11 protein-coding genes are annotated in these 14098 nt (G+C 70.9%); 1 reads left to right on the top strand and 10 read right to left on the bottom strand.

The features are described from left to right. Positions 1-29: 29 nt before the first annotated feature. From B0I28_RS10155 to B0I28_RS10175, 5 genes are all read right to left on the bottom strand, one after another. On the bottom strand, positions 30-638 hold the full coding sequence (locus tag B0I28_RS10155) for a hypothetical protein (RefSeq protein ID WP_106363705.1): 609 nt from the start codon (positions 636-638) through the stop codon (positions 30-32). Then, positions 635-1489, bottom strand: coding sequence for a carbohydrate ABC transporter permease (locus B0I28_RS10160; RefSeq protein ID WP_106363706.1), 855 nt, complete (start codon positions 1487-1489; stop codon positions 635-637). Before B0I28_RS10160 ends, B0I28_RS10155 begins: the two co-directional genes overlap by 4 nt. Next, on the bottom strand, positions 1486-2400 hold the full coding sequence (locus B0I28_RS10165) for a carbohydrate ABC transporter permease (protein WP_106363707.1): 915 nt from the start codon (positions 2398-2400) through the stop codon (positions 1486-1488). The genes B0I28_RS10160 and B0I28_RS10165 overlap by 4 nt, the downstream gene beginning before the upstream one ends. Beyond that, positions 2397-3686 carry an ABC transporter substrate-binding protein gene (locus B0I28_RS10170; RefSeq protein ID WP_106363708.1) on the bottom strand — a complete coding sequence of 430 codons (1290 nt, stop codon included), beginning with the start codon at positions 3684-3686 and terminating at the stop codon, positions 2397-2399. The genes B0I28_RS10165 and B0I28_RS10170 overlap by 4 nt, the downstream gene beginning before the upstream one ends. A 140-nt stretch (positions 3687-3826) precedes the next feature. Next, a complete protein-coding gene (locus tag B0I28_RS10175) occupies positions 3827-5644 on the bottom strand; it encodes a glycoside hydrolase family 2 protein (RefSeq protein ID WP_106363709.1) in 1818 nt (605 codons plus the stop codon). A 102-nt stretch (positions 5645-5746) separates the two neighbouring features. On the opposite strand from B0I28_RS10175, the gene B0I28_RS10180 reads away from it, so the two are divergent. After that, positions 5747-6745: a LacI family DNA-binding transcriptional regulator gene (locus B0I28_RS10180; protein ID WP_106363710.1), complete on the top strand. Its 999-nt coding sequence runs from the start codon at positions 5747-5749 to the stop codon at positions 6743-6745. Here the strand turns inward: B0I28_RS10180 and B0I28_RS10185 are convergent. The 5 genes from B0I28_RS10185 to B0I28_RS10205 all read right to left on the bottom strand — a co-directional run bounded on the left by B0I28_RS10185 (position 6742) and on the right by B0I28_RS10205 (position 14096). Continuing rightward, the gene (locus tag B0I28_RS10185; RefSeq protein WP_106363711.1) at positions 6742-8211 is read right to left on the bottom strand and encodes an MFS transporter; all 1470 of its coding nucleotides are present in this window, start codon (positions 8209-8211) and stop codon (positions 6742-6744) included. The two genes, B0I28_RS10180 and B0I28_RS10185, sit on opposite strands and share 4 nt — an antisense overlap. A 126-nt stretch (positions 8212-8337) precedes the next feature. Further along, positions 8338-10473, bottom strand: coding sequence for a hypothetical protein (locus B0I28_RS10190; protein ID WP_106363712.1), 2136 nt, complete (start codon positions 10471-10473; stop codon positions 8338-8340). Between the two features lie 70 nt (positions 10474-10543). Continuing rightward, complete coding sequence (locus tag B0I28_RS10195; protein WP_106363713.1) at positions 10544-11461, bottom strand: carbohydrate ABC transporter permease; 918 nt, start codon at positions 11459-11461, stop codon at positions 10544-10546. Then, positions 11458-12441 (bottom strand): ABC transporter permease, encoded by a 984-nt coding sequence (locus tag B0I28_RS10200; RefSeq protein WP_219926681.1) that lies wholly within the window; start codon positions 12439-12441, stop codon positions 11458-11460. Before B0I28_RS10200 ends, B0I28_RS10195 begins: the two co-directional genes overlap by 4 nt. A gap of 14 nt (positions 12442-12455) precedes the next feature. Beyond that, positions 12456-14096: an extracellular solute-binding protein gene (locus tag B0I28_RS10205; protein WP_106363715.1), complete on the bottom strand. Its 1641-nt coding sequence runs from the start codon at positions 14094-14096 to the stop codon at positions 12456-12458. Between the last annotated feature and the right edge of the window lie 2 nt (positions 14097-14098).

Consider the following 14098-nt stretch of genomic DNA (forward strand, 5'->3'; position numbering starts at 1 on the left):
TCGGGGATCGTCGGTTGACGGAGCAGGGGCTAGGCGCGGGCGCGACGCCGTGCCGCGATGAGCGCGACGGCGAGCATGCCCGGTGCGATGACGATGAGCGGCAGGAACATCCAGGCGACGACCGCGGCGACGCCGAGTCCGATGAGGACGTAGGCGGTGCCGACCGGGTCGGCGGCCGTGAGTACCGCGGCCTCGTGGAAGAGGTCGCGCCAGTCCGCGGACGGCTCCCACAGGGAGGCCGCTCGCGCCGCGACAGTCGCAATGACCAGGGCGAAGACCGCGCTGACGACCGCGAGGGGCGTCCCGCCGGGGACGAGGCCCTGGACGCCGAGCGCCACGTTCAGGCCGAGCAGTCCCACCGCGAGCGCGGTCAGTGCGCTTGCGGCCCAACCGGTCCGGAGGGCCCGCCAGGCGGCGGACAGGAGGTCGCCGAGGCCGTCGCCGTGGTCGGCGGCGTGGCGGTCGAGGTGGCGGGTGCCCGCGGCGACGGCCGCAAGGGCCGTCGCCAGCGGGAGCGACAGGGCGGTGACCACGAGGCCGACCACGATCATCTCGCCGAACAGGCCGAGCGCACCGCCGCCGAAGCGGACGAGGTATTCCGCCGGGGCCCGGCGCTTCGGGGCGGTGCGCGCGCTCATCCCTTGAGCCCCTGGGTGGCGACGCCGCCGACGAGCTGGCGCTGGAAGGCGAAGAAGAACAGCAGCACCGGCAGGAGCGCCAGGATCGCCATCGCCATCTGCGCGCCGTAGTCGGAGGTCGAGGTCTGGTCCACGTAGAGCCGCAGGGCGAGCGGCATCGTGTACATACCGGGCTCCTTGAGGTACAGCAGCGGCCCGAAGAAGTCGTTCCACGACCAGATGAACGCGAAGATCGCGGAGGTGACGAGCGCGGGCTTCATGAGCGGCAGGATGATCGAGAAGAAGATCCGGGGGTGGCCCGCGCCGTCGATGACGGCGGCCTCGTCGAGTTCGCGCGGCAGGCCGCGGATGAACTGGATCATCAGGAACACGAAGAACGCGTCGGTGGCGAGGAACTTGCCGAGGAGCAGCGGCCAGTACGTGTTGATCATGCCGAGGTTGTTGAACACGATGTACTGCGGGATGATCACGACGTGGAACGGCAGGAGCATCGTGGCGATCATGCACACGAAGAAGAGGTTCCGGCCGCGGAAGGCCACGCGCGCGAACGCGTAGGCCGCGAGCGAGCACGACAGCAGGATGCCGACGACTGAGCCCGCGGCGAGGACCAGCGAGTTGAGGACGAAGGTCCAGAAGGAGATCCCGCCGATGCCTTCGAGGGCCTTCGCGTAGTTCTGGAAGCCCCCGTTCGCGGGCAGGAGGCTCACTTCGCCGATGATCTCGCTGCTCGGCTTGAAGGAGCTCATGAGCATCCACACCGCGGGGTAGAGGATGACCACGAGCACCGCGAGCGCGAAGGCGTGGAACAGGATCGAGCCGCGGGTGCGGCGTGCGTTCTTCGTTCGGCTCATCGGTCGTCTCCCGAGTAGTGCACCCACGATTTCGAGCTGCGGAACAGCAGGAGGCTGATGAGCCCGACGACGATCACGAGCACCCAGGCCATCGCGGACGCGTACCCCATCTGGAAGTCGCGGAAGCCGCGGAAGTAGAGGTACAGCGTGTAGAACAGGGTCGACTGGGCGGGGCCGCCCGAGCCGTTGGAGATGATGAACGCGGAGTTGAAGATCTGGAACGCGTGGATCGTCTCCAGCAGGAGGTTGAAGAACAGCACCGGGGACAGCAGCGGGATGGTGATGTTCCAGAAGCGGCGCACGGGTCCGGCGCCGTCCACTTCGGCGGCCTCGTACATCTCGGTCGGGACCTGCTTCAGGCCCGCGAGGAAGATGACCATGGGGGCGCCGAACTGCCACACGGTGAGCAGGATGAGCATCGGGAGCGTGCGGCCGGGGTCGCCGACCCAGCCGCCCGCCGACGCGTCGGGGCCGCCGAAGACGGCGCCGATCTGCGCCACGATGCCCTCGTCGATGAACATGGCCTTCCAGACGATCGCGATCGACACGCTGCCGCCGATGAGCGAGGGCAGGTAGTAGGCCGACCGGTAGAAGCCCTGGCCGCGCCGGGAGTTGTGCAGGAGCATGGCGACTCCCAGCGCGGCGGCGAGCTTGATCGGGGTGCCGAAGACGACGTACAGGGCGGTGACCTTGGCGGCCTGGTGGAAGTTCGAGTCCGTCAGGAGCCTTTGGTAGTTCTCGATGCCGATGAACTCGGGGGCGGTGAAGAGGTTGTAGTCGGTGAACGAGAGGTACAGGGAGGCGATCATCGGCCCGGCGGTGAGGCCGAGGAACCCGATGAGCCAAGGGGAGAGGAACGCGTATCCGGCGCGGGTGGAGCGGTCGCGGGCGCGTTGGCGCGTCGCGGTCATCCGAGGAGCATGTCCATTTCGGCGAACAGCTCTTCGGCGAGCTGCTCGGTGTCGATGTCGCCGTAGAGGAGCTGCTCGTGGAGCTCGCCCCACTTGGCCTCGATGGAGCCGTAGCCGGAGGGCAGGAGCGGGTAGCTCTCGGTGATCTCGTCCGCGACGGCGTCGAGGTAGCCGAAGTCGACGGAGTCGGAGACGGACTGCTCGACGGCGGCGCGGCCCTCCTCGGTGGGCGGCGCGCCGAGGGAGGCGCCGAAGATGGCCTTGACCTCGGGCGAGTTCGCGAGGAAGTCGACGAGGACGGCGGAGGCGTCGGGCTGGTCGGAGTTCGCGGCGACCGACAGGAGCATGCTCGGGTGGTCGGCGAGCACGTGCTGGCCGTTCTCGGTGGGGGCCTGGACCATGCCGATGTTCTCGGTGCCGATGTCGCTCATGGCCTGGGCGACGGTGGTGGAGAAGTTGAACCAGAGCGCGGCCTCGCCGCCGAGGAAGCCGCCGAGCGGGTCGAGGGCGACGGTGCGCTCGATCGGGTAGAAGTCGCCGTTGTCGCGCAGGTCGGCGACGGAGTCGAGGTAGTCGACGACGTCCTGCTCCTCGAAGGCCGGGCGGCCGTCCTCGGTGAAGACGGGCTCGCCCTCCTGCATGCGGGAGTAGATGAAGCCGGGGAGGCCGCCGGTGTAGTCGGAGGCGCCGTAGATCCTGGGATCGTGCGAGGCCCCGGCCTGGTTCACCTGGAGCACATAGGCTTCGAGGTCGTCGAGGGTCATGTCGTCGGTCGGGTAGGGGACGCCGAGCTCGTCGAGCAGGTCCTTGTTGTACATCATGGACCAGGCGTTGTAGCCCATCGGGACGCCCACGAGCTGGTCGTCGACGGTGCCGGACTCCAGGAGGGTGTCGGCGTAGCCGCTGGTGTCGAGCAGGCCGCCCTGGTAGGCGCCGAGGTCGAGGAACAGGCCCTTGTCGGCGTACTCGCCGAGGTAGCCGGCGTCCATCATGAGGACGTCGGGGAGGGCCTGGCCGGCGGCCTCGGTGTTGCGGGCGGTCCAGTAGTCGCCCCAGGCGTTGAAGTTGCGCACGACCTCGACGTTCGGGTACTCCTCGTTGAACAGGTCGAGGGCCTGGTTCATCCAGTCGGCGCGCTCTTCGTTGCCCCACCAGGTGAAGGTGATCTCGGCTTCGGTGTCGGCGGCGAACGAGGTGGCGGCCTCGTGGGTGCCGCCGTTCGAGCACGCGGCGAGCCCGAGCGCCGCTGCGGCGCCGAGGGCCGCGAGCGTCTTCGTTCTTGACATGGATCCTCCTCAGTGGCTGGACTGGTGGCGTGCCGGGGTAGTTCAGCGTTGAACTAAGGCGGATCCAGTTCAACGCTGAACTATTTTGGCGAACGCTATCACACACCCCTCGCGAGGGGCAACGGCCGATATGGAACGGGCTAGTCCCCGCGCACGAGCGCGCGCAGCCGCTCCATGGGGAGCTTCGGCTCCCGCTCGGCCGTGAGCAGGCCGTTGACCTCCTGGAGCGTGTCCGTCAGCTGCGTCCAGCACCAGCCCGCGAGCCCGGCGCGGCGGCCGCGGCCGATCGAGGCGCCCTGGACGGCGCGGAGGATGTCGCCGACGCGGCGGTCGAAGTCCTCGGCGCTCGAAGCCTCGGAGTAGCCCCACGCCTCCTCGGATGCGGCGCCGGGCGCCCACTTGACGCCGCCGAACTCGGTGAGCATCACGGGCTCGCCGCGGTCCTCGGTGCCGTCCAGGCGGATGCGCCGGCCCGACGGGCCGATCCCTTCGAGGGAGGCCCGCAGGGCGGCTTCGGGCACGTCGTAGCGTGCGGTGAGGACCGCGCCCTCGGACTCGTAGTCGTGGACGGTCCACAGGTCGGAGGTGCCGAGCTCCCAGCCGTCGTTGGAGATGACCGGCCGCGTCGGGTCGAGGGCCTTCGTCAGGTGGTAGAGCGCCTCGGCGAACGCGCGCTGGTCCGCGCGGGACGCGAGGTGCTGCACGCCCCAGGACTCGTTGAGCGGCACCCAGGTCACGATCGACGGGTGCGAGGCGTCGCGGCGCACCGCCTCGGTCCACTCGCGGGTCGTGCGGACCACGGCCTCGTCGGAGAACGTGTAGGTCGCGGGCATCTCGCCCCAGACGAGGAGCCCGAGCCGGTCGGCGTGGTACAGGAAGCGCGGGTCCTCGATCTTCTGGTGGACGCGCACGGAGTTGAAGCCGAGCTCGGCGATGAGCTCCGCCTCCCGCCGCAGCGCCGGCTCGGGGGCGGCGAGGTGCGTGTCGGGCCAGTAGCCCTGGCTCAGTACGGAACGCAGCACCACGGGCCGGTCGTTGACGAGGAACCGGCCGTCGGCGACGGCGACCGAGCGGAGGCCGAGGTAGCTCGCCACGGCGTCGTCCCCCACGGCGATCCACGCGTCGAGGAGCGTCGGCGACTCGGGCCGCCACAGCAGCTGCTCGTAGTGCTGGCCGTTCTCCTGCCCCGCGAGGGGGACGGTGACGGCGACCTGGGCGCCCCCGGCGCGGGCCTCGGCCTCGCCGATCACCTCGCCCTCGTGGGCGATCCGCACGCGCACGGCGGCGTCAGTGCGGCGGTTCAGGGTCACCTGCGCGGTGGCGGTGCCGCGGGTGAGGTCGGAGGTCCAGCGGATGCCGGTGATGTGCAGTGCCGCAACGGATTCGAGCCACACGGGCTGCCAGATGCCGGTGGTGCGGTGGTACCAGATCGCGTGCGGCGACTCGTGCCAGTCCTGCTTGCCGCGCGGCTGCGCGATGTCGAGCGGGTCGTCCTCGGCGCGCACGACCAGGACGCCCGGCCCCTCGCCGAGGTGGTCGGTGAGGTCGAGCGCGAACGGCGTGTGCCCGCCCTCGTGGGACCCGACCAGGCGCCCGTCGAGCCACACGCTCGCGCGGTAGTCGACGGCGCCGAAGTGGACGATCAGGCGGCGGCCCGCCTCGTGCCCGACCGCGGCGAGGTCCGCGGCGGCGAGTTCGCGGCGGTACCAGACGACCGGGTGGAACCCGGTCTCCCCGACCCCGGACGCCGCGGACTCAGGCGGGTACGGGACGGTGATCGACCGCGGCAGCGCCCGGCCGTCGCACCACCCCTCCGCGAGGCCCCGGTCCTCGTCGTCGTGGGCGAAGCCCCACTCCCCGCTCAGGTCGAGGAACGACTCCCGCAGCAGCTGCGGGCGCGGGCGGGCGACCTCCTGGCGGCTCGCGCGGATGCCGGACACCGGCGACTGGTTCTTCATGTTCGCGACTCCCTCATCGGTCTAGTTCAACGTTGAATGTACCAGCCGGGCCGCTATCATCGACTGAGCGTTTTCGCGCCCCGTCATAACAGAGAGACTCCCATGGCCCAACCTCGCGTCACCCTCGCCGACATCGCCGCGCGCGTGGGCGTCAGCCCGAAGACCGTGTCGAACGTCGTCAACAACACCGGCTGGGTCGGCGCCGAGGTCCGCGAGAAGGTCCTGGTCGCGATCGAGGAGCTGGGCTACCGGCCGAACCTCGCCGCGCGCCAGCTCCGCCGCGGCTCCAGCGGGGTGCTCGCGCTCGCGCTGCCGACGCTCGCCGAGCCGTACTTCGCCGAGCTGGCGTCGGTCTTCGTCGACGTCGCCCGCGACCGCAACCTCACCGTCCTGGTCTCCCAGACCGGCGGCGCGCGCGAACGCGAACTGGAGGCCCTCGACGGCACCGGGCTGCCCGCCATCGACGGACTCATCTTGAGCCCCTTGGGACTCGACGCCGCCGATGTGGAGCAGCGGCGCCGGGACGTCTCGCTCGTCCTCGTCGGCGAGCACGGCGAGCGCATCGCGGGCGAGCGGGAGCATCACGTCGGCATCGACAACGTCGCCGCCGCGGCCGCCGCCACCGCCGAGCTGATCGCCCAGGGCTGCACCAGGATCGCCACCATCGGCGTCCAGGACGAGGGTCCGATGGAGACCTCCCGCGACCGCTTCGACGGCTACGCGCTGGCCCTGCGCCGCGCCGGGATCGCACCGGACGACGCGCTGACCGGGCACGTCCAGGAGTTCAACCGCGCCGAGGGCGCCCGCGCGGCGCAGCGGCTCCTCGACGCGGGCGCCTCGTTCGACGGTCTCCTGTGCTTCAACGATTCCCTGGCGCTGGGGGCGCTGTACACGCTCGGCGTGCGGGGCCTCGCCGTCCCGGAGCAGGTGCGCGTCATGGGGTTCGACGACATCGCCGACGGCCGCTACTCGATCCCCGCGTTCTCGACCGTGGCCCCGGGCCGCGAGGCCCTCGCCAACCGCGTGCTCGACATCATCGCCGCGCCCGACAAGGACGACCCGGGACACCACGAGGTGCCGTTCTCGATCGTGGTCCGCTAGTCGGCCATGCGGGCGCGGGCCGCGTAGAGGACCAGCACGACCGCCATGACGGCGACGCCGACGAGGCCGACCGTGCGGAAGCCCGCGGTGAACGCCTCGCTGACGCGGTGCAGCACTTCGGTGTTCTCGGCCGCGTCGCGGTAGCCGTCCACCCAGGACCCGGACTGCGCGCCCATGGCGGCGCGGTAGACGACGGTGCCGATGCTGCCGAGGACGACCAGGCCCGTGGCGATCCCGATCTCGTTGGCGGTCTGCACGAACGACGCCGCCGAACCGGCCCGCTCCTGCGGGGCGCGGGAGATCACGTCGTTCATCAGGAACGGGAACGCCGCCCCGATCCCGGCCGTGGCGAGCACGCTCCCGGCGACCATCGCCGCGATCCCGGCCCGGCCGGTCGTGGCCGCCGCGTAGCAGACGAATCCGGCCGCCATCACCGCGAGGCTCATCATGACGACCTTGGTCGGCGCCATCCGCTGCCCGAGCCACGGGCCCAGGTTCGAGGCGCACATCATCGCCACCGTGGAGGGCAGCAGCCACAGGGCCGCGAAGAGCGGCGAGAACCCTTGCACGTCTTGCAGGTAGAACGACCAGAACAGCGAGGTCCCGCCCATGAGCAGGGCCGTCAGGAACAGCACCCACATGACGCGGGCGACGCCGGGGCGGCGCAGCAGCGCCAGGTCCACCAGCGGGTCGTCCAGGGCGCGCTGGCGGCGCACGAACACGACCCCGAGCCCCAGCCCGGCGGCCCCGGCGAGCGCGGGCTCCCAGGACCAGCCGCCGTTCACGAGCAGCTTCAGGGCGGCGACGACGAGGAGGATCGAGGCGAGGCACAGGGCGGCGCTGGGCAGGTCGATGCGCCCGGCCGACTCGGCCCTGTATTCGGGGAGCAGGCGCGGCGCGGCGACCAGCGTCACGAGCATGACCGGGACGCCGAGGAGGAACACCGAGCCCCACCACCAGTGCGCCATCATGACGCCGCCGATGAGCGGCGCGGCGGCCATGCCGGTGAGGAAGCACGTCATGTAGGCGCCCATGGCGGCTACGGCCCGCTTCGGGTCGGGGAACAGCCGTCCGATGAGCGCCATCGACGCGGGCATGATCGCCGCCCCCGCGACGCCCATCACGGCCCGCGTGGCGATGATCATCCACGGCTCCACCGCGAACGCGGCCAGCGCCGACGCGAGCGCGAACACCGCCGAGCACCACACGATGAGGCGCCGCCTGCCGATTCGGTCACCGATGGCGCCCATGGTGATCATGGTGCCGCCGACCATGAAGCCGTAGATGTCGTTCATCCACAGCAGTTCGGTCGGGGTGGGCCGCAGGTCGGCGGCCATCTGCGGCAGGGCCACGTTGAGGACGCTGATGTCGATGGCGATGAGCATCGACGGGAGCGCGAGCAGGGCCAGCGCGAGGCGGGGGTTCAGGGTGCGCTTGGGGCGGACGGCGGGTTCGGTGGTGGTCATGGACGGGTCTCCCGGTTCAAGGGCGCCGATGCGGCGCCGTTACCGGTAGAGACGAGGCGGGGGCCGCGGATTCAGCGGTCCCGAGGGCGCCGTCCGCCGCGGCCGGGGCGGCGGACGGCGCGGGGGTCATCCGGCGCGGCGGTAGCCGAACTGCACGGTGAGGTCCGCGGCGTCGGCGGTGGCGCTCTGGACGAGGAGGCCGATGCGTTTCGGCGCGGCGGTGCCGTCGACGACGGCCGCGGTGGTGATGGTCTTGACGGCGGGGTCGGCGGTGGCGGCGACGGCTCCGGTGGCGCCCTCGCCGTTCACGGCGAAGCGGACGGAGCAGCCGCCCGCGGCGACGGCGAGTGCGGTCTTGACGATCGTGACGCGTTCGCCCGCGATGTAGAGGGCGCCGGGGAAGTCGTAGGTGCCGTTGGCGACGGCGCCGTCGACGCGGGCGGCGAACCAGCCGTCGACGTCGCCGGTGCCCTTGTTGCCGGAGATGCGGGTCTCGGCGGTGGGGGTGGTCCTCATGAGCAGGCCGCCCGCGTGGTTGCCGTTGAAGTCGTTGGCGGACACGAGGATGTCGGGCGCGGCGGTGACGAGGGCGTAGTCCTGGCGGTTGGTGCCGTCGCCGACGAAGCCGCCGACGGCGTTGCCGGTGACGACGACGCGGGTGGCGCCTTCGCGGATGTTGAGGCCCGCGCCGTGGCGGTAGGCCGAGCCGCCGCCGGAGTAGGTGCCGGAGGCTTCGGAGCCCTGGAGGTCGAACGTGTCGTCGTCGACGACGGTGATCGTCCATTTGCCGTTCGCCGCGGTGGTGCCGCCCGCGTCGTAGACGGTGACGCGGTCGCCGGTCTCCCAGCCGTGGGCCGCGGCGGTGGTGACGCGGAACGTGCCGTCGCCGTTGTCGGCGATGGCGTCGATAGTGCGGGCGAAGTCGACGTGGGCGGTGCGGCCGTTGTTGCCGATGAGGGACCCGGAGACGGTGAGGCGCTTGGAGGCGAAGTCGATGCCGTTGCGGCCCGCGCCGCGGATGACGCAGCCGGCGAAGGTGACGGATCCGGTGAAGTCGGGGCCGACGCGGACGAGGTCGTCTTCGCCGTCGGTGGAGATGTAGGTGTTGGCGAACTGGGCCTGGGCGCCGCGTTCGAGGAGTACGGAGACGCCGTGGGTGTTCTCGAAGCCGCCGCCTTCGAAGTACACGAACTTGGGGAGCGCGGCGGTGCCGGTGGTGTTGCGCATCCACAGGCCGTGGCGTCCGAAGAGGACTGCGGTGGCGATGAACTTGAGGGAGCCGCCGAGGCCGTCGACGATGACGTTGTCGGTGGTGGTGTTGTCGGGCCCGGCGGCGATGCCGCACTGCACGAACTCGATCGGGTCGGCGCGGTTGTCGTCGGCGACGCCGTTGAGGAGGACCACGTGCTGGCCGGAGAAGGTGTTCCACACGCAGTTCTGGAAGCGGATCGTGTTGCAGCCGCGGAGGGTCGTGCCGTTGTATCCGTCGCGGAAGCGCACGTTGGAGAAGGCGATCATGTAGTTGCCGTCGTCCTTTTCGGACCCGGCGCGCTCGGTGCGTACGAGGGAGCCGCCGGTGAGGCCGGTGCCGCGGATCTGGAGGTCGCGGAAGCCGCCGCCGTGCATGCCGGTGAGGAGGAACCCGTCCTCGGCGCCGGTGTCGACGAGGATCTGGGTGCCGGTCACCTGGCTGTCGGTGTGCCCGGCCCCGGCGAAGGTGATGGGGACGCGCAGGACGTTGACGGTGGCGCGGAGGAGGACGATGCCGGGGCCGATCGCGATGGTGCCTCCGGCGGGGAGGGCGTCGATCGCGGCTTGGAGGGGCCCGGAGTCGGCGGTGGCGTCGTCGGGATCGGCCTCGCCGTCGCCGCGCCAGCCGAACCAGGAGAGGTCGGCGTAGGACTCGACCTGGCGGCGCCAGCGGCCGGTGGCGGTGCCCGCGACGGCGAAGACGGTGCCGCCGTCGTCGTCGGCGGTGGACTCGGCGTCCCAGAACAGGAGGCCGCCGCCGCGGCCGGGGGTGTCGAGGTGGTAGCCGAGGAGGTAGACGGTCTCGCCGGGGGCGGTGCCGGCCTTGTCGCGGAGGTCCTCGACGGTGGCGACGGGTTCGGCGCCCGCGAGCTGGGCGAGCGTGTCCTCGCCTTGGTCGTTGTTCGCGCTGGCGGGGGCGGCGAAGGCGGCGCCCGCGAGGCCGCCGAGGCCGAGGGCGGTGAGGCCGCGGCGGGTGAGGGTGCGGGGTTCGGGGGCGTGGTCGGTGCTCATGGTGGTCACTCCTTCGTGACGGCGGGGGTTCAGTGAGCGGGACTGTGCTAGCAGGGATCCGTGGTCGGAGTCAGCCCTTGACGGCGCCGATGAGGATGCCTTTGGCGAAGTGGCGCTGGAGGAACGGGTAGACGAGGGCGATCGGGACGAGGCTGACGACGAGGATCGCCATCTGGATCGACTGGGAGGCGGGCATGGCGGCCCCGGCGAGTTCGGTGCCGTCCACGCCGAGGGAGGTGTTGTCGACGACGTAGGTGCGCAGGACCAGTTGCAGCGGCCATTTCGCGGTGTCGTTGATGTAGAGGACGGCGTTGAAGAACGCGTTCCAGAACGCGACGGCCTGGAACAGGCCGATCACGGCGAGCACGGCCTTCGACAGGGGCAGCACGATCCGGGTGAGGATCTGGAGCTCCCCCGCGCCGTCGATGCGGGCGGCGTCGGTGAGCTCGCGCGGGATCTCCATGAAGAACGCGCGCATGATGAGCACCTGGAAGGCGTTCACCAGGACCGGCAGGATGAGCGACCAGTACGAGTCGAGCAGGCCGATCGACCTGACCAGCAGGTACATCGGGATGATCCCGGGCGTGAAGAACAGCGTGAACAGGACGGTCATGAGCAGCGGCTTGTGGGCGAACGACCCGGGCCGCGACAGCGCGTACGCCAGGAGCGCGGTGCATGCGAGGGAGAGCAGCGTGCCGACGAGCGTCACGCCGACCGAGACGAACAGGGCCCTGGTGACGACGCCCCCGGCGAGGATCGCGCGGTACGCGTCGAGGTTGGGCCGCTCGGGCCACAGCACGTAGCCGCCGGCCTCGGTGATCTGCTGCTGGTCGGCGAGGCTCGTGGAGACGACCGCGAGGAACGGGATCACCACGAACGCGCACGCGAGGATGAGGACCACCCCTTTGGCGCCGCGCACGGCGATCCCGGGCGGGGGCGTGCCGTTGACGTTGCGGCGCACCGGCTTGCGGTTGGCGAGGGCGGTCATTTCTGGTACACCCCGCTCTCGCCGAGGAGGTGCGCGAACTTGTTCGCGAGGTACACCAGGACCAGGCCGACCAGGCCCTTGACGAGGCCCACCGCGGCCGCGACGCCCCAGTCGCCGCCGATGACGCCGTTGTAGTAGACGTACGTGTCGAGCACTTCGGAGGCGTCGGCGCCCACCGAGTCCCGTTGCAGGATGATCTGTTCGAAGCCCACGGTCAGCGCGTCTCCCAGTTTGAGGATGAGCAGGAGCACCACGACGCCGCGGATGCTCGGCAGGGTCACGTGCCACAGCTGGCGCCAGCGCGAGGCGCCGTCGACGGCGCTCGCCTCGTACAGCTCGGTGTCCACTCGCGACAGTGCGGCGAGGAAGATGATGGTGCCCCAGCCCGCGTCCTTCCAGATGACCTGCGCGGTGATGAGCGGGATGAACAGGTCGGGGTTGCCCAGGAGCGAGACGTCGCCGAGCTCGTGCGTGCGCAGGAACGTGTTGAGCAGGCCCGCGTTGCCGAGCATCTGCTGGAAGATCGCGACGACGACCACCCAGGACATGAAGTGCGGCAGGTACAGCACCGACTGGACGAGGCGCTTGAGGCGCTCGGACAGGAGCGAGTTGAGCAGCAGCGCCAGCGCGATCGGGATGGGGAAGACGAACGCGACCTGCACGAACGAGATGACGAGCGTGTTGGTGAGCGCGTTGAGGAACTCGGGGTCGCCGTTCCAGATGACCGAGAAGTTCGCGAACCCGACCCACGGGGAGTCGCTGATGCCGATGTACGGCTGGTAGTCCTTGAACGCGATGACGTTCCCGGCCAAGGGAAGGTAGTGGAACAGCAGGACGACCGCGATCCCCGGCAGGGCGAGGAGCAGCAGGAACCGGTCCCTGCGGAACCGCTGCGCGCGCGTTCGGCGGGGCCGGGCCGCGCCCGGCGGCGGACCCGCTTGGGGTCCGCTCGCCGGTGCGGTGGTCCTGGTGCCGGTCATCGGCGGGGCGCCCATCAGGCGCTCTCGGACGGGGACGGGGAGGCGGTGTCGACGGCGGCCTCGAACTCGGCGCGGATCGCGTCGCCGCCCGCGGCGCGCCAGGCGTCGACGGCCTCGTCCCAGGCCTCGATGCCCTTGCGTCCGGAGACGATGTCGAGTTCGGCGGCCTTGATGATCTCGGCCAGCTCCCCCGCGTTGTCGATCGCGGTGTTCGAGTAGAGGCCGATGGACGGGTCTCGGACGATCCGCGGGACGGCGGTCTCCTGGAAGGCCCGCTGGGCGTCGACGCGGGCCTGGGCGCGGGGGCCAAGGATCGGGGCGGCGTCGGTGACGTACTCGAACGGGACGGTGGTCTCGTTGGTGCCCAGCGCGGTCTTGACGGGGGTGTCGCCGTCCCATTCGAAGTGCTGGCCTTCGACGCCGAACTTGCGGAGCATGTACTCGGTGGAGCCGATGGGGGCGGCGAGCCAGTTCGCGACGTTGAGGAGCTGCGCGATGCGGTCGTCGTCGGCTTTCTTGAAGGCCATGAGGCCGAAGCTGGCGGTTCCGGCGCGGTGGACGCCCTCGCCGTTGCCGTCGTAGGAGGGCGCGGGGATGCCCTGGACGTCGACGCCGTAGGTGTCGGCGAGGATGTCCCAGGCGGCGTAGCCGTCGGGGCCCATCGCGATGGTGCCGTTGCCGAACAGGTCGCGGAGGTTGATGTTCTCGGAGGCGGCGTCGGGGTGGAAGAGCCCGGCGGCCATCATCTCGGCGACCCGGGCGACGGCTTCGCGGCGCTCCTCGGTCTCGTACTCGTTGGTGAACTCGCCGCCCTCTTCGCGCCACACGTTGGGGACGCCGAGCATGTTGCCCACGTAGGTGATGAGGCCGCGCGGGTTGCCGAAGGCCCACCGGTTGGCGGCGGGGTCGGTGAGGGCGGTGGCGGCCTCCAGGAACTCGTCGTAGCTGCCGGGCGCGAGGTTGAGGCCCTGCGCGGCGAAGAGGTCGCCGCGGGCGAACATGATGGTGCCGACGATCGCGCGCGGGTTCGGGACGCCGTACAGGCCGCCGTTGTAGACGCTGGGGAGCCAGGAGTCCGTGGGGAAGTTCGCGAGGTGCGGGTAGTCGGCGATCTTGTCGCCCGAGATATGCCCGGAGAGGTCGGCGCACAGGTTGGCGAGCACGTCGGAGCGGTTGGCGAGGCTCGCGGAGACCAGGAGCATGTCGGGGAGGTCGCCGCCCGCGATGATCGTGGAGAGCTTCGCGAGGTAGTCGGCGGCGGGCGTCATGGTGATGTCGAGTTCGGCCCCGACGGAGGCGTTGACGGCCTGCCAGTAGGCGTTGTCGCCCATGCCGGGCGGGACCGGGTTGAACATGTTGGTGAGGATGGAGACCGTCCCGGCGCCGTCGGCGGGCGGCGCGTCGAAGGCGTCGACGAGGTCGCGCGGGAAGGAGTAGTACCCGGCGAGGACGCCGTCCTCGGTGGCGGCGAGGTCCGGGGCGGCGATCTCGCTGGGAATGTAGGAGGGCAGTTCGACGCCGGTCTCGCTCAGGGTCTGGGCCTCGCCGGTGCCCGCGCCGTCGCCGCACGCGGCGGTGCCGCCCGCCGCCGCGAGGAGCGCGGCGCCGCCGGTCGCCCGGAGCAGGCCTCGCCTGCCGATGTGGATGTCGCTCATGA

The sequence above is a fragment of the Glycomyces artemisiae genome (genome assembly GCF_003002955.1).
GTDB classification, from domain to species: Bacteria; Actinomycetota; Actinomycetes; order Mycobacteriales; family Micromonosporaceae; genus Glycomyces; species Glycomyces artemisiae.